Source organism: Microbacterium sp. F01, from assembly GCF_056156365.1.
In genome coordinates this window covers 749,666-764,901 of the sequence record NZ_CM149592.1, presented here as the reverse complement: position 1 = coordinate 764,901, position 15,236 = coordinate 749,666, and the positions used below count along the sequence as shown (strand labels likewise).

The window sequence follows — 15,236 nt, the reverse complement described above, 5'->3', positions numbered from 1 at the left end:
CGTTCCTGGCGAGAAGGACGCGTGGAGGTGTCCTTCTCGCCAGGAGTCTCGAACCCCAGGGACGCCAAGATGTCAGTTGCGGAGGGTCAGCGAGATCGTCGGGCTGTAGCCGGTGTTGCCCGCGGCATCGACCGCCCGTGCCTGCACGGGGTAGGTCGCGTTCGGGTAGCTGCGCGACGGAAGCGTGCCGCCCCATGAGCCGTCGGACTGCTTCGTCAGCGTGCCGAGCCTCGTCGAGCCCGACCACAGCGTCACGCCGGTGACCGCCACGTTGTCGGAGGCCGTGACCCGCACCGCGACGCTGCCCGAGACCGTCGAGCCCGAAGCCGGCGTCGTGATCGTCGCCGTCGGCGCCTGCGTATCAGGCGTCGGCGTCGGCGTCGGAGTAGGCGTCGGCGTCGGCGTGGGAGTCGGCGTGGGAGTCGGCGTCGGCGTCGGCGTGGGAGTCGGCGTCGGGGTCGGCGTCGGCGTGGGCGTCGGGGTGGTGCCGGTCGGCACCGTCGATGCGAGCCAGCCCGAGTAGCGGCCCGAGATCGGGCTGAGCGGGTCGCCCGCGAAGCGCTTGCCCCGCGTCGTGGCTGCCGCCTGCGCCTGGCCCTCGAGGATCTGGAACACCTCGCGCGGAGTGCGGCCCTCGCACGAGCCCTCGTCGAAGCACGCGAGCACGACGCCCGACATCACCGCCGCCGACATGCTCGTGCCCGACGCGATGTAGCCGTACCGGTTGCCCTTCTTGGTCGTGTACGGGCACGTGCCGGGAGCCGCGATCGTGTGCGCGCGGTCGGCCGCGCTCACCGCCCAGTTGCTCTTCGGGTTGATCGTGTCGTCTACCGGGGCATTCGTCTCGGTGCAGAGCTTCGCCGCACGCGAGCCGGGCTTGCCGTCGTAGTCGGCGACGTTGGTGACCGTGATCACCTCGTCGAAGTTGCCCGGCGAGTACTGCGCCAGGTCACGCGTGGAGTTGCCGGCCGCCGCGACCACCACGACGCCGTCCTCGACGAGCGCACAGATCGCCTGGTGGATCACGTCGCCGTTGGTGTACCCGCAGTTGCCGTCGTCGGCCTGGCCGAACTGCATGCTCATGTTCATCACGGCGATGTCGTACCGCTCGTGGTTCTCCATGACCCACTCGAGACCGCACATCAGCGTCGCGAGCGTCCCCTGCATCTTGCTGTCGAGCACGCGCACCGACGTGATCGGGGCGCCGGGCGCGATGCCGACGAGTCCCACACTGTTGTTGATCGCCGCGGCGGCGCCGGCCACACCCGTGCCGTGACCGTTGGCGTCGGTGCCGTCGCCCGAGCCGAAGCAGTTGATCTGCCGGGCGACGTTGAGATCGGAGTGCACGCTGACGCCCGAGTCGATGATCGCGAGCCCGGGGCCGTCCCACGCGCCCGCCGTCGTGGCGCTCGTCGGCGGCAGGTCGGCGTCCACCGTTCCCACGGCGGGTGTCACCGTCTGCGCGGCGGCAGTCACGACCTTGTTCGCCGAGATCCCGCGCACCGTCGACGACACCCGCAGCAGGGCGACCTCGTCGGCCGTGAGATACCCGGTGAAGCCCTTCACCACGCTGTCGTACACGGCGTCGGGCTCTGCTGCGATGCCCGAGAGCGCAGCATCCAACCCCTCCGTCGACCGGAAGCTGACGGTGTACACGCCCGCCTCGTCGCCGGCGGCGAACGACGCCGTGGCCATGCCGCCGCCCACGAGCGACACCACGACCGCGGTCCCCACCGCGAGCGCAGCGACGCGCATCGCCCTATTCGACTCTCGCCTTCTGAGCTTCCCCACTGCTCGTCCCCACTTCCTGGCCCGAAGGCCTCTCGCCGATGACCCGCGCCGGAACCCCTCCGACGATCGAGAACGCCGCAACGTCCTTCGTCACCACTGCCCCGGCCGCGACGACGGCGCCCTCGCCGATCGTCACGCCCGCCAGAACCACCACGTTCGCGCCCAGCCACGAGCCCGCCCCGATCACCACATCGCGCTCGATCTTGGGCTGGTCCATGATCGGGACCGGCCCCATCTCGACGCCGTAGTTCGACGCCGTCACCATCACGTGCGGCGCGAACAGGCACTTCTCGCCGATCTCGATGCGGCCGGTCTCGTTGCCCGCCCAGATCAGGCTGAACTCGCCGATGTGGGTGCCCGCGCCGATCGAGATGCGCTCGCCGTTGCGGAACGACACGTTGGGCGCCATCGAGACATCGGGGCCCATCCGGATCAGCGGCACCTGCCGCACGAACGAGTACCCGTGGAAGTGCGCCAGGCGCAGCCCGTGCAGCAGCGTGCGCGGGTCGAGCACCGACCCCAGCGCACCCCGCAGGCGGCTCATCGCGCGGCCCCTTCCGTCACGGCCACGGGCGCCGGTGCGAGCAGTTCGCGATAGACCGCCATGAGCCCGGGAAGGTCGACCGACGCGCGCGCCGTGACGCTGATCACCAACTCGCGGCGATAGGAGCACGCGAGACACGCCACCTCGTCGCGCGGGTCGCCCGCGGGCCACCCCGTCACCGTCTCGACCCCGGCAGTGCCGAAGAACCGCTCGTCGCGGCCCCACGTCACCGACGTGGCATATCCGATCCAGTCCTCCGCGCCCTCGACCACCGAACCACCCGATTCCACGGCCGCCTGCACCTGCGCGCGCACGCTCGGAACGATCTCTTCCAGCGGAGCGGATGCTGCGACCGAGACCTTCACGACACTGATGTCGTTGCGCGGCCCGCCGTCGCCGGCGGTGCGTCTCGAGATCGGCACGAGGATCGACAGGGTCTCCGCATCGGGGCGCTGACGGGCCATCGCGATGAGCGTGGCGGCGGTCACCAGGTCGTTCACGGTACCGCCGAGCTTGTACGCGCGGCGCGTGGCGGCCGCGAGGTCGGCGACCTCGTACGCCGAGCTTCGCTCTTCGCGCACGTCGGCGAGGAGGCCCGTGCGCGCGATGCGCGCGTTCTTCACCGGGCGCAGCAGGCGCCCGCCCCACCGGCGCAGCCGCATGCGGAACGACTTGCGCCAGTACGCGTGCCACGCCTGCCGCAGCCCAGGGTGCTGCGAGCGCCACTGGCCGAACGCGAGCGAGAGCACCTCGAGGCCGTTGCGCGGCGGGATGCCGAGCTCGGCACGCTGCGCCGGGCCGGGCTTGGGCGGCGCGGGCGTCGCCGTCGTCCCGGCGATCACGTCGCCGATCCGCAGGCCGTACATCGCGTCGCCGACGACGTGGTGGTAGCGCATGACGATCGCCACCCGCCCGGAGTCGAGCTCCACGAACTCGAAGTCCCACAGCGGCTGAGCGGGGTCCATCGTCGGACTCAGGCGACCCGTGAACCGCTCGACGCGGGTCGGATCGTCGGGCTCGATCACATCGGCGAACCGCACGTGATACATGAGGTCCAAGCTCTCGACGGGCACCCACGCCGGCGTCGTCAAGCGCAGCGGAGTGGACACCAGCCGCTGACGCATGGCGGGAGCGAACCAGCTCAGCCGCTCGACGCGGAGACGGATCGCGGCCTGGTCGAGCGCGCCGTCGGGGCCCCGGAGCGGCGCGCCGTCGACGATCATCGTGCCTGCGGCGTGCATCGCGGCGAACGTGACCGCGTTCGACACGTACTTCTCATCGAGCGAGCTGATCAGCTGGGCCCGGCGTGGGAGATCCTGGTGCGCGGTCATCACTCGTCGCCTCCTCGGCGGGTCGCGACGCCGAGCGTGATCGGCGCCGGCGGGTCGTCATCGACGAAGACGCGCCCGTCGAGCGCGAAGCGCACGGCGGTGAAGAAGCCGCCGAGGAATCCGCGGTAGAGCGCCAGGTCGGCGTCGCGGCGCCGGTGCTCGCGCCGGTTGTGCACCGCGCGCGACAGGGTGCGCTTGGTCACGATCGCGAACAGCCGCACGCCCACCCGCGCGCGCAGGCGCACCCACTTGGCGGTGAGGGCGCCGAGGCCGAGCCCGTAGCCGTGGTGCAGCACCGTATAGGCGTCGTCGGGGCGCGTGTGGACGTGGTGCACGACGCACGCCGGGTCGTAGACGATGTGCGCGCCGTCGTCGAGCACGCGGCAGAACATGTCGAGGTCCTCCGCGCCGGCGAGGCGTCGTCCCGCTCCCAGCACCGGGTCGAAGCCGCCGAGCGCGACGAGCTGCTCGCGCCGGAAGGCCATGATCGCGCCGTGGCCGGCGTCGATGCCCTCGATCGTGCGGGTGAAGCGCCGGGGCGGCGCCGCCTGCTGCGTTCCGACGAGAGTGTGGTCCAGCATCCGTCCCGTCACGGCGCCGACGGCCGCGTCGTCGAACCCGGCGAGGATCGGCGCCATCCAGCCCTCGACCGCGGCGCAGTCGTCGTCGGTGAACACCACGATCGGCCGCCGGCTCGTCGCGAGCGCCAGGTTGCGGGCGATCGAGAGCCCCTTGATGTCGCTGCGCACGTAGTCGACGCCTGCGGCCTCGGCGACCTCCCAGGTCGCCGCCGTGGTCGACGCCGAATCGATGACGAGGATCTGCACGCCCGGCGGGGTCACCGCGGTGAACGAGGCCAGCGCCGCAGTGAGCATCTCGGGCCGCTCGCGCGTGCAGATCGCGAGGGTCACGTCCTCAGGCCGCGGCATCCGTCGTTCCCCTCACCAGTCGCGCCGCCTGACCGTAGGCCGCCAGCAGCGCCTGCGTCGCCGCGGCCCAGCTCAGCTCGTCGGCCCGCGCCATCGCGACGCGCGACATCGAGGCGAGCACGTCGGGGTGCTCGACCAGCAGATCGAGCTGCGCCGTCAGCGTCTCGACGTCGCCGACGTCGTGGGTCATCCCGGTCACGCCCTCGTCGATCACCGCACCCGCGGCGACCGAGACGAGCGGGACGCACCCGGCCACCTGCGCCTCGTACGTCACGAGGGCGCTGCCCTCCTCGACCGTGGGAAGAAGCATCACATCGGCCGAGGCCAGCACGCGCATCGGCTCGGACGTGACACCCCGCACCTCGACGCTCGGGTGGGCGAGCAGGGGCGCCAGGTGCGCGGCGTAGTCCTCGTCGAGCAGGCCGTAGACGAGGAACCGCCCCTCGGCGGATGCCTTCGACGCCGTCCATGCCTCGAGCGCGGTGTGCAGTCCCTTGCGCGGGGAGCCCCGGCCGAGGAACACGGCGGTGAAGGGCCCTTCGCCGTCGCGCGGGGGCGGCGCGGTCACGGTGCAGCCGTAGCGGTGCCGCAGCAGCCGGTCGTCGTCGAACCCGCGCGCGAGGAACGTTCCGGCGACGGCCTCGCTCGGCACGAGCAGCCCGGCCGCGGCGCGATACTCGCTCTCTTCGGTCGCGAGGCGTCGCGGGTCGGCGGTGTGGCTCTCGCCACGACGAGGCTCGAGGCCGAGCGCCGCGTATTCGCGCGCCACGACCTCGTACGCGTGCGCGGTGTGCGTGTTCGGCACCTCGCGCACACCAGGGATGCCGCGCCGCCGCGCCTCCTGCAGGGTGCGCGCCGACGCGAGCGGCCACGCGTGCACGACGTCGTCGCCGGAGCTCGGGCTCAGGAGGCGACCGACGAGACCCGCTGCAGCCGCGTCGTGGTAGCGCAGCGCGCGGTCACGGCCGAGCAGGCGGTGCGGCACGCGCCGGCCGCGGAAGGCGAGGGTCGTGCGCACGGATGCTGCGCCCTCGACCGGTTTCGCGATCGACGCGGCGACGATGTGCACGTCGACGCCCGCGCGGACGAGCTCGTTCGCCTGATTCCACGCCGTCCAGCCGATGCCGGGAGCACCGAGCGCATGCGGGAAGCTGTACAGGACTGCCAGAACGCCACCTCCCCCAGGATGATGCCCGCCTCCAACGGAGCCGTGCCGGGCCGTCGCTCAACACTCTGTGGGAGCCCTCCGGACGGGCACAACCCGGACCGTGGAATGTCGCCCAGTCTTTACACCCGTGCAACAAAGGCACAGGCCGCCGTTAACAATCCGGCGCGACCATGGCATTGCAAGTCTTGTCGCGACACCTTTCTGGGATCCGGTGCGCGACGCGGACGGCCCGATGGCGTGCTGGGGGTTTCGGGCGGTCTGCGTCCGGAAGCACACGGAGAGAGGTGTCTGATGGAGACTCCGAAGTACCTGCAAGTGCTGTGGAACTACAAGTGGGTGCTGGTTTTCGGCGCCCTCGTCGCTGCGGTGGCCGCCTTCTTCGCCGGCTTCGCGATCGTGAACGGCCAGGTCGTTTCGAGAGCCCAGCAGACGTGGTCGGCAGCGACCACCATGCTGCTCACGAGCCAATCCGACCGGCTGTACCAGGCCGAGGTGCCGGGCGTCCCGATCCAGCAGGGCACCTCCGACCCGCAGGTGATCGACATGTCGTCGACCGCCCTGGTCTACGCGTACATCCTGTCGAGCGACATCATCCAGGACGCCGTCGAGGCCGAGATCGGCCCGCTCGACAGCGAGACCGAGTCGATCAGCGCGCTGCGCCGCACGACGCAGCCCACCGGCGACGAGCGCTTCCCCGGCCGGTACAACCTGCCCGTGCTCGAGGCCGTCGGCACCGCCGAGACCGCGGACCGCGCCGAGGAGATCTCGCGCGCCGCGGCGGCCGCCTTCACGACCTACGTCGTCGCCCAGCAGGACGCGCAGCAGCTGGCGCCCGAGCTGCGCGTGCTGCTCGAGCCGCTCGGCGCGAGCCCCGCGGTCGAGGGCGACTCGTCCAACCCCGCGATCCCGGTCGTCGTCACCTTCGTGGGCGTCTTCCTCGCGTTCGTGGTGCTGGTGTTCATCATCGCGGGCCTCCGCTCGCGCTCCGCCAAGCGCAAGGCCGCTCGCGCGGCGGCGGCTTCCGAAACGGCGGAAGAGCCGGTGGATGAGACGGATGCTGCGCCCGCGACGCCCGCGGACACCCCCGAGGACGTGCCGCTCGAGGCGGAAGTCGGCGAGCTGGTCGGCGCAGGGCCGCCGTCGCGCCGATCCGGTCGGGCGGCCCGCGAGGACGAGACCGCGTAGGCGTCGACGGCGCCTCCTCGGAGCACCGACATGTCGACCCGCACCGCGCACACACCCGCGGACGAGACCGACGCGGCACCCGCCGAGATCGCACCCGGCGGCGGAGCCCACTGGGCCACCGTCGCCGGGATCGCGATCCTGTTCGCCGGGATCGTGATCGCCGGGGTGATCTTCCTCCCGCCCATCGCGATGGGCGCGGCCCTGCTCGGCATCGCGCTCATCGTGCTGCTGCGCCGCATCCTGTTCACGTGGCCGGCGCTGCTGTTCCTGCTCGCGGCGACCATCATGTTCATCCCGGCCCGCCGCTACGCGCTGCCGATCCCGCTGCCGTTCGCGCTCGAGGCCTACCGCCTCATGATCTTCATCGCGATCGTCGCGCTCGGGCTCGCGTTCCTGTTCGACCGCACACGGCGGTGGCGGCCCGTCGCGTTCGGCTGGCCGATCGGCATCTTCCTCGCGACCCTGCTGGTGTCGTTCATCGTGAACGGCGTGCGGCTCGTGAACGAGGGCCTGGCCACCACCGCTCTGTCGGGCTTCTTCCAGCTCGGCGTCCTGCTGTCGGTGTTCTACTCGGTACGGCAGCTGCTCACGAGCGAGCGCATGGTGCAGGGCTTCATCATGATGCTTGCGTGGATGGCCGTGATCGTGGCCTTCTTCGCCGTCCTCGAGCGCGTCGCGCGCACCAACGTCTTCCTCATGCTCGCGAACTTCCTGCCGCTGATCGTGCTTCGCGACGACGGCGGCGACGCCACGCGGGCCGGCGTGAATCGCGCGTACGGATCGGCGCAGCATCCGATCGCCCTCGCTGTCATGCTCTGCATGTTCCTGCCGATCCTCATCTACCTGGCGAAGTACGCGATCTGGCCGCGCAACGTGTGGAACCGGCGTATCGCCTACGGGATCGGCACCTTCATCGTGTTCGGCGGCATCATCGCCGCCATCTCGCGCACCGCGGTCGTCGTGATGGGCGTGATGTTCCTGATCGCGCTGGTGCTGCGACCCAAGATCGCACTGCTGCTGCTGGCCTTCGCGGTGCCGGGGCTGCTGCTGGCGATGTTCGTCGTGCCGGCGCAGGTCGAGTCGATGCTCTTGTCGTTCCTTGATGTCGACACCCTGATCGCGTCGCAGTACACGTCGGCGGGCATGGCCGGGGCCGGGCGGCTCGCCGACCTGGAACCCGCGTTCGTCGAAGTGCGGCAGTATCCCTTCTTCGGGCAGGGCTACGGCAGTCGCATCGTCGTGGGCGACGAGGCGAACTCGTTCATCCTCGACAACCAAGTGCTCGGCATCCTGATGGAAGCCGGCGCGCTCGGCGTCATCGGGTACGCGGTGTTCATGCTCGCGCCCGTCGTCATGCTCCTCGTCTACGCGCTGCGCTGGGCGGCCGAGCCGCGGCACGCGCTCCTCGCGTTCGCCCTCGCGGTGTCGATCGCCGGGTACAGCGCGGCGCTGTTCTTCTTCGACGCGTTCGGCTTCTTCCAGTCGTTCCTCGTGCACATGATGCTGCTCGCGGTCGCCGCGTGGGCGTACACGGAGGGCTCGCGCAAGGTCTCCGCTCCGAAGCCGGCGTGGGTGGCGGAGGCAGCGGGCAGCGCGAGCGCGGCGACGGCGTGGACGCCCGCCTGGGCACGGGAGTCCGTGCGATGACGGCGCGGCTGAGCGTCGTCATTCCGGCGCACGACGAGGGCGCGGTCATCGACCGCGTGCTGGGGGCGCTGTGCGCGTCGCCGCGACGCGACGAGTTCGATATCGTCGTGGCGGCGAACGGCTGCACCGACGACACCGTCGCGCGGGCGCGCGCGTACGACGGGGTGCGCGTGGTCGAGACGCCGCGCGCGTCGAAGATCGCGGCTCTGCAGATCGGCGATGACGCAGCATCCGTGTTCCCGCGCATCTATCTCGACGCCGACGTGCGGATAGACGCCGATACGGTGCTCGCCCTCGCCGACGCCCTCGACGCGCCCGGCGTCGAGGTCGCCTCGCCGCAGCTGCACGTCGACACGTCGTCGGCGTCGTGGCTCGTGCGCCAGCACTACCGGATCTGGGAGCTCAGCGACTACCGCCGGCGCGGGCACATCGGCTCGGGCGTGTACGCGATGACCCGGGAGGGCCGCGACCGGTTCGCGGAGTGGCCCGACGTGATCGCCGATGACCGGTTCGTGCAGCAGCTCTTCGCGCCCGGCGAGCGCGCGACGCTCGCCGATCATTCGTTCAGCGTGCGCTCGGCGGCCGACATGCGCGCGCACCTGCGTCGCTCCGTGCGCATCGCGCGCGGCAACCGCGAGCTGCCCGACCGCGTGCAGCACTCGGATGCCGACCGACCGACCGCGGGTACCCGCGGCGGGCTGGTGCGGCGGGTCGCGGGACGGCCCCGTCTGTGGGTGCCGTTCGCCGTGTACTGCGTGAGCTGGACGCTCCCCAACGTGATCGCGCGGCGCGACATCGCCCGCGCGCGCACGACGACCTGGAACCGCGACGACACGAGCCGGGTGATGGCATGAGAAGAAGACGAACACTGACGGTCGCCACGATCGGGCTCCTGCTGGGGGTGCTGACCGCCTGCGCGGCGGCCCCGGCGCCGGAGCCCCTCGACCTCGCGGAGATCGAGACGACCCCGGGGCTCTCTGAAGTCGCGACGATCGGCGCCCTCGGCGACTCGATGACCCTCGGCGTGAACGCGTGCGCCGAGCCCGGACGCTGCATGGCCGCAAGCTGGGCGACCGGCGACGACCCCGCCGTCGGCTCGATCGCGATGCGCGTCGGCGCGGCGAACGGCAGCGTGCCCGACACGGTCAACGCCGCGAAGGACGGCGGCACCGTCGCCGACGCTGTCGCCCGCGTCGACGAGGTGATCGCCGCCCAGCCCCAGCTCGTGCTCGTGCTGCTCGGCGGCAACGACGTGTGCGACGCCGACATCGAGGGGATGACGAGCGTCGACGACTTCCGCGCGTCGTACACCGCGCTGCTCGCCGCACTGAGCGAGGGCCTCCCCGAGGCCCGCGTGCTGGCGCTGTCGATCCCCGACCTGTACCGCCTGTGGGAGGTCGGGCGCGAGGACGCAGGCACCCGGCAGGTCTGGGACAGCAGCCCCTCGTGTAGCAACCTGCTGGGCGACGCCGGCGCCACCGACGCCGCGTCGACCGAGCGACGCGACGCCGTAGCGGCCCGCACGAACGAGCTGAACGCCGTCATCGCCGAGGCCTGCGCCGCCGACAGCGCCTGCACCTCGGACGGGGGCGCCGTCTTCGACTACGAGTTCTCGCCCGACGAGATCTCGGCGCTCGACCACTTCCACCCGTCGGTGGCGGGGCAGCAGGTGATCGCCGAGATCGCCTGGAACACCCTCGTGGAGGCCGCGTCATGACCACTCTCCTCGTCGCGATCTCGGGCGGCCACCTCACGCAACTCACGATGCTCGCGCCCCGGGTCGCCGACGGCGATGACGTCGTGTGGCTGACCGACGACACGGCGCAGAGCCGGTCTCTCCTCGAGGGGCAGACCGTGTACCACGTGCCCACCCGGCCGCCGCGGGACTACGCCGGCGTCATGCGCGACACGGGCATCGCCCTGAAGGCGATGAAGGACCACAGGGTCGACCGTGTCATCAGCACCGGCGCACAGATCGCGCTGTCGGCGCTCGTGCCCGCGTCGGCGCGGCGCCTGCCGTTCACCTACATCGAGAGCGCGACACGCGTCACCGGCATCTCGGCGACCGGCAAGGTGATGGAACGCGTGCCCTGGGTCGACCGGTACGTGCAGTACCCGCACGCCGTGAACGCCCGCTGGCGCTACGCGCTGTCGGTGTTCGACGGCTTCCGCGTCGAGCCCGTCGACGACCCCGCACCGATCCGCCGGGCGGTGGTCACGGTCGGTGGCAACGGGGACTTCGGCTACCGCCGGCTGGTCGAGGGCGCCCGCGCCGCGCTCGACGACCTCGACGGCGACGTCGAGACGCTGTGGCAGGTCGGCGCGACCGACGTGTCGGACCTCCCCCTCGACGCCGTCGCGTCGCTGCCGTCGAGCGAACTCAGCGAGGCGCTGCGCCGCGCCGACGTCGTCATCGGCCACGCCGGCACCGGCACCGCGCTGGCCGCGCTGTCCGCCGGCAAGGTGCCGGTGCTCGCCCCGCGCTCGGTCGAGCACGGCGAGCACGTCGACGCCCACCAGCAGGATCTGGCGCGGTTCCTCGGCGATCGCGGGCTCGCCGTCGTGTGCGACGCCGCCGCGATCCGCCCGTCGACGCTCGACACCGCGCGGCGCTGGCGTGCGGTGCGATCCGACGATCTCGCACCCGTGCCGCTCTGAGCCGCGGCATCCCCTCGCGACAGCAACCTGGAGGTCCGCACGTGCCGAGCACTGACGTCACCGTCGTCATCGTGAACTACGAGACCCGCGACGACACCATCGCGTGCGTCGCGTCGGTGCTCGAGCACGCCGGGAGCCTGACTGAGCAGGTGGTCGTGGTCGACAACGGCTCGCGCGACGGCAGCGCCGCGGCGCTGCGCGCGGCGCACCCCGGGATCGACGTCGTGGAGGCCGGCGAGAACCTCGGATTCGCCCGCGCGGTCAACCGCGGCGCCGCCCTCGCGCGCGGCGAGTTCGTACTGCTGCTCAATCCTGACGCGGTCATGCTCGAGCACTCGCTCCCCCGGCTGATCGCCTTCGCGCGCGAGAACCCGCAGTACCGCATCGTCGGCGGCCGTACGCTGCGCGAGGACCTTACCCTCGAGCCGTCGTCGTGCTGGGGCGCCCCGACGCTGTGGTCGCTCACGATGTACGCGACGATGCTGTCGACCGTGTTCAAGCGCTCGCCGCTCTTCGACCCCGAGTCGCTGGGTTCCTGGCAGCGCGACACGATCCGCGAGGTGCCGATCATCACCGGGTGCCTGCTGCTCATCCGCCGCGACGACTTCGTCGAGCTCGGCGGCATGGACGAGGACTTCTTCCTCTATGGCGAGGACGCCGAGTTCAGCATGCGAGCCGGCGCGCGGGGCATGGCGCGGGTCGTGTATCCCCCCGCCGCGATCATCCACACCGTGGGCGGGTCGTCGGTGGGCTCGTCGAAGGGCTCGATGGTGCTGGCCGGCAAGGTCACCTACCTCGAGAAGACCTGGCCGCCACGACGGGCCGCCGTCGGCGTGCTGCTGCTGAAGGCCGGGGTCGCGGTGCGCGCCGGACTCGAGGCCGTGACGCGGCGCGCGAACCGGCCCTGGTCGACGGTGTGGCACCGCCGCGCCGACTGGGGCTCCGGATACCCGCACGCCGAGGCGGCGCTGTTCGGCCGGACGCTGCCGGAGCCCGCCGCGGCGTAGTGCGCCGCGCTCTGGCGCGCGAAGTCGAGCGGAACCCCCTCGTCACCCGTTCACATCATGTGATCTCACCGAGTGCACACGATCCGCACGCGCATAACGCGTGCGCTCGGTGACATCACGCGATGTGAACGCGGAGGCCCGCCGCAAGCGGCTACGCAGAGGCTGAGACCCGCGCCTCGTCGGCTCGCGCCGACGCGGGCGCTGCCACAGAACGGGCGGGCGCAGCATCCATCCCGCCCTCGCCCAGCACCCACGTCCGCACGTCCGTGATGAAGCTTGAGACGTCGAACTCGGCGGCGCGCGCACGCGCCGCAGACGGATCGATGCGGTCGAGGCCCCTCACCGCCGCGGCGAGCTCGACGGGGTCGTCGGGGTCGACAGTGAAGCCCGTCACGCCGTCGACCACCGACTCGGCGGCGCCTCCGACGCGGTTGACGATGACGGGGCAGCCCGCGGCCATGGCCTCGACGGGGATGATGCCGAAGTCCTCCACGGGCGGGAACACGAAGGCGAGGGCGCGCTGGAACAGGGCGCGCATGAGGGCGTCCGACACGAAGCCCAGCATGTGCACGGGCACCGAGGCCGATGCGGCGAGCGCCTGCAGGTAGTCGCGCTCGGGTCCGGTGCCCGCGACGACCACGGGCACGCCCAGCCGGTCGCCCATGCGGATCACCGCGTCGTGGCGCTTGTACGGCACGAGCCGCGAGGCCGCCATGAGGAAGCCGCGCTCGGGCAGGGCCTCGAGCATCGCGGACTCCTCGGCCGTGAGCGCCTCGGCCCAGTCGCCGCCGTCGATGATCTCGCGCGCCTTGACCGGCGGGTGGATGACCCGCGCGTCGCGTCCCCACGAGCGGGCGATGCGCCGGCGCACGAACTCGCTGTTGGCCGCGAGGTCGCCCGCGTGCCGGGCCGCGTCGCGGTCGACGCGCTTCAGCACGCTGCGGGCGGCGGCGAGCGCCGGGGAACTCCCCCGCCCGTCGAGCTCGGGCTCCCACAGGTACCGCGCGGGCGAATGCACGTACGAGAACTTCGGAACGCCGTCGCGGCGGGTGCCGAAGTCGCAGTGGTGCGCGAAGACGTAGCTGCTGGTGAGCACCCAGTCCGGCAGCGACCGGACCTTCGCCGTGCGCCACGTCGCCGGCATGAGAGGCAGCCCCATCGCCTTGTGGCGGCGCAGCGGGGTGCGCGCCATCCACGACTCACGCACGGTGCTGCGCGGGAACCGCTCGCCGTCGTCGCTCCACAGGGCGAACATGCGCGAGTCGGGCAGAGCCACTCGGAACGCGTCGAGCACCTGCTCGGCGCCGCCGGAGCGTTCGATCCATTCCTGAACGATGAGACCAGACATGGGTCATACGACCTCTCGGGTGGATGTCAGTACGCGCCGTCGCTGTGCAGGACGGCTTTGACGGTCTTGGCGAGCACGACGATGTCTCCCGTGATGGACCAGTTCTCGACGTAGTACAGATCCAGCCGCACGCTGTCCTCCCACGAGAGGTTGGAACGGCCGTTGACCTGCCAGAGTCCAGTGATGCCGGGGCGGGTGAGGAGGCGGCGACTGACCGGCCCCTCGTACTGCTCGACCTCGCTCGGCAGCGGCGGACGCGGGCCGACCAGGCTCATGTCGCCGCGCAGCACATTCCACAGCTGCGGGAGCTCGTCGAGCGAATACGCGCGGAGGAAACGGCCGACGCGGGTGACGCGCGGGTCCTCCTTCATCTTGAACAGCACGCCGTTGCCCTCGTCGAGCGTGCGCAGCTGCGCCAGCCGCGCCTCGGCGTCGACGACCATCGACCGGAACTTGAGCATCGTGAACCGCGAGCCATGGGCGCCGACCCGCTCCTGCCGGAAGATCACCGGGCCCGGGCTGTCGAGGCGCACGGCCAGCGCGATGGCGGCGAACACCGGCGACAGCAGCAGCAGGGCGACGGTGACGATCGACACGTCGAAGAGCCGCTTCACCACGTGGCTGTACCCCGAGTAGCGCGGCAGGTCGACGTGGACCATCGGCAGCCCGTTGATGGGCCGCATGTGGATGCGCGGGCCCGCCACGTCGGTGAGCCGCGACATCAGGATGAGCTCGACCTGCGAGTTCTCGAGGTCCCAGCCGAGCCGGCGGATCGCGTCGTTGCCGCCGGGAAGGCTCCCGGCCACGATGACGGCGCGCGCCCGGCGATGCTTCGAGACGCGGGCGACGTCCTCCAGGGGCACGAACGGCAGCACCTCGGCGGTGGCTTCGACCGGCTGGACACCCGCGCCCGGCGCCCCCGGCGTGCTGACCGCGATCGCGCGGTAGCCGATGCGGTAGTGGCTGCGCAGCTGCGACAGCACGCGCACCACGTCTTCTCGTCCGCCGACGACGATCGCGCCGGTCATGCATCGGCCCACGCGACGCAGAGCGTGCAGATACGTGCGCCACACGCCCCGCCCGACGATCAGCAGCACCAGTCCGAGCGGCAGCGCGATCGCGAGGTATCCCCGGGCGGTCTGCAGCTGGAACAGGTAGGCGACGACCGCGAAGGCCCCGAAGGTGAACAGCGTCGACTGCAGCACACGCTGGTACTCGACCATGCCGGTGCCGATGTTGCGCAGCAGCCGGCTCCGCGTCGCGGCGAGCGCCACAAGCCACACCACGACGAGCGTGACGCTGGTGAGTGCGTAGGCCGCGTCAGCTGTCCATCCGCCGACGCCGCTCACGGGGTCGCCGAACCTCAGCAGCTGCGCGGTGAACACGGCGACCGCGATGGCCGCGGCATCCGTCGTGATCATGCCCCAGGCGAGGCGGCGTCGCCAGCCCAGCCTGCGCGGCTGCGGCGCGATCTCAGCGACCGTCGAGAACAGTTCGACCGGTGACGCCGGTCGGGCGGTGGAACGAAGATCGAGAAAAGCAGATGACACGGGCGCACCCCCAAGAACGCAGCCGACACGCATACCGAGGCCCATCGGCCCCAGTGCCCGTCGATGCGATCCCCGCTC

13 protein-coding genes are annotated in these 15,236 nt (G+C 71.6%); 6 read left to right on the top strand and 7 right to left on the bottom strand.

Annotated features, from left to right (window positions below; all coding sequences use genetic code 11):
• Positions 1-72 precede the first annotated feature (72 nt).
• The 5 genes from ACVN90_RS03355 to ACVN90_RS03335 are packed head-to-tail and all read right to left on the bottom strand — an operon-like array spanning position 73 to position 5,718.
• Complete coding sequence (locus tag ACVN90_RS03355) at positions 73-1,755, bottom strand: S8 family serine peptidase (RefSeq protein ID WP_475100763.1); 1,683 nt, start codon at positions 1,753-1,755, stop codon at positions 73-75.
• A gap of 4 nt (positions 1,756-1,759) precedes the next feature.
• Positions 1,760-2,335, bottom strand: a complete 576-nt coding sequence (locus ACVN90_RS03350) for an acyltransferase (RefSeq protein ID WP_475100762.1) — start codon at positions 2,333-2,335, stop codon at positions 1,760-1,762.
• Positions 2,332-3,666 (bottom strand): wax ester/triacylglycerol synthase domain-containing protein, encoded by a 1,335-nt coding sequence (locus ACVN90_RS03345; protein WP_475100761.1) that lies wholly within the window; start codon positions 3,664-3,666, stop codon positions 2,332-2,334. Before ACVN90_RS03345 ends, ACVN90_RS03350 begins: the two co-directional genes overlap by 4 nt.
• On the bottom strand, positions 3,666-4,595 hold the full coding sequence (locus tag ACVN90_RS03340) for a glycosyltransferase family 2 protein (RefSeq protein ID WP_475100760.1): 930 nt from the start codon (positions 4,593-4,595) through the stop codon (positions 3,666-3,668). Before ACVN90_RS03340 ends, ACVN90_RS03345 begins: the two co-directional genes overlap by 1 nt.
• Positions 4,582-5,718, bottom strand: coding sequence for a glycosyltransferase family 4 protein (locus tag ACVN90_RS03335; RefSeq protein ID WP_475102050.1), 1,137 nt, complete (start codon positions 5,716-5,718; stop codon positions 4,582-4,584). Before ACVN90_RS03335 ends, ACVN90_RS03340 begins: the two co-directional genes overlap by 14 nt.
• Positions 5,719-6,054: 336 nt before the next feature.
• Between ACVN90_RS03335 and ACVN90_RS03330 the strand changes: the two genes are divergently transcribed.
• The 6 genes from ACVN90_RS03330 to ACVN90_RS03305 are packed head-to-tail and all read left to right on the top strand — an operon-like array spanning position 6,055 to position 12,260.
• Positions 6,055-6,948 carry a hypothetical protein gene (locus ACVN90_RS03330; RefSeq protein WP_475100759.1) on the top strand — a complete coding sequence of 298 codons (894 nt, stop codon included), beginning with the start codon at positions 6,055-6,057 and terminating at the stop codon, positions 6,946-6,948.
• A 30-nt stretch (positions 6,949-6,978) separates the two neighbouring features.
• On the top strand, positions 6,979-8,595 hold the full coding sequence (locus ACVN90_RS03325; protein ID WP_475100758.1) for an O-antigen ligase family protein: 1,617 nt from the start codon (positions 6,979-6,981) through the stop codon (positions 8,593-8,595).
• Positions 8,559-9,449, top strand: a complete 891-nt coding sequence (locus ACVN90_RS03320) for a glycosyltransferase family 2 protein (RefSeq protein ID WP_475100757.1) — start codon at positions 8,559-8,561, stop codon at positions 9,447-9,449. The genes ACVN90_RS03325 and ACVN90_RS03320 overlap by 37 nt, the downstream gene beginning before the upstream one ends.
• Entirely contained in the window at positions 9,446-10,312 is an 867-nt protein-coding gene (locus ACVN90_RS03315; protein WP_475100756.1) for an SGNH/GDSL hydrolase family protein, read from the top strand. The genes ACVN90_RS03320 and ACVN90_RS03315 overlap by 4 nt, the downstream gene beginning before the upstream one ends.
• The gene (locus tag ACVN90_RS03310; RefSeq protein WP_475100755.1) at positions 10,309-11,253 is read left to right on the top strand and encodes a glycosyltransferase; all 945 of its coding nucleotides are present in this window, start codon (positions 10,309-10,311) and stop codon (positions 11,251-11,253) included. Before ACVN90_RS03315 ends, ACVN90_RS03310 begins: the two co-directional genes overlap by 4 nt.
• Before the next feature lie 41 nt (positions 11,254-11,294).
• Complete coding sequence (locus ACVN90_RS03305; RefSeq protein ID WP_475100754.1) at positions 11,295-12,260, top strand: glycosyltransferase family 2 protein; 966 nt, start codon at positions 11,295-11,297, stop codon at positions 12,258-12,260.
• Positions 12,261-12,411: 151 nt separating this feature from the next.
• Here ACVN90_RS03305 and ACVN90_RS03300 read toward each other — a convergent pair whose 3' ends face one another.
• Together ACVN90_RS03300 and ACVN90_RS03295 are read right to left on the bottom strand one after the other, a co-directional pair.
• Positions 12,412-13,608 carry a glycosyltransferase gene (locus tag ACVN90_RS03300; protein WP_475100753.1) on the bottom strand — a complete coding sequence of 399 codons (1,197 nt, stop codon included), beginning with the start codon at positions 13,606-13,608 and terminating at the stop codon, positions 12,412-12,414.
• A 26-nt stretch (positions 13,609-13,634) separates the two neighbouring features.
• Positions 13,635-15,158: a sugar transferase gene (locus ACVN90_RS03295; RefSeq protein ID WP_475100752.1), complete on the bottom strand. Its 1,524-nt coding sequence runs from the start codon at positions 15,156-15,158 to the stop codon at positions 13,635-13,637.
• Between the last annotated feature and the right edge of the window lie 78 nt (positions 15,159-15,236).

Coding starts and splice junctions, on each gene's coding strand:
- ACVN90_RS03350 (WP_475100762.1), bottom strand. CDS start 2,335: ATGAGCCGCCTGCGGGGTGCGCTGGGGTCGGTGCTCGACCCGCGCACG.
- ACVN90_RS03330 (WP_475100759.1), top strand. CDS start 6,055: ATGGAGACTCCGAAGTACCTGCAAGTGCTGTGGAACTACAAGTGGGTG.
- ACVN90_RS03300 (WP_475100753.1), bottom strand. CDS start 13,608: ATGTCTGGTCTCATCGTTCAGGAATGGATCGAACGCTCCGGCGGCGCC.
- ACVN90_RS03345 (WP_475100761.1), bottom strand. CDS start 3,666: ATGACCGCGCACCAGGATCTCCCACGCCGGGCCCAGCTGATCAGCTCG.
- ACVN90_RS03315 (WP_475100756.1), top strand. CDS start 9,446: ATGAGAAGAAGACGAACACTGACGGTCGCCACGATCGGGCTCCTGCTG.
- ACVN90_RS03310 (WP_475100755.1), top strand. CDS start 10,309: ATGACCACTCTCCTCGTCGCGATCTCGGGCGGCCACCTCACGCAACTC.
- ACVN90_RS03340 (WP_475100760.1), bottom strand. CDS start 4,595: ATGCCGCGGCCTGAGGACGTGACCCTCGCGATCTGCACGCGCGAGCGG.
- ACVN90_RS03325 (WP_475100758.1), top strand. CDS start 6,979: ATGTCGACCCGCACCGCGCACACACCCGCGGACGAGACCGACGCGGCA.
- ACVN90_RS03355 (WP_475100763.1), bottom strand. CDS start 1,755: ATGCGCGTCGCTGCGCTCGCGGTGGGGACCGCGGTCGTGGTGTCGCTC.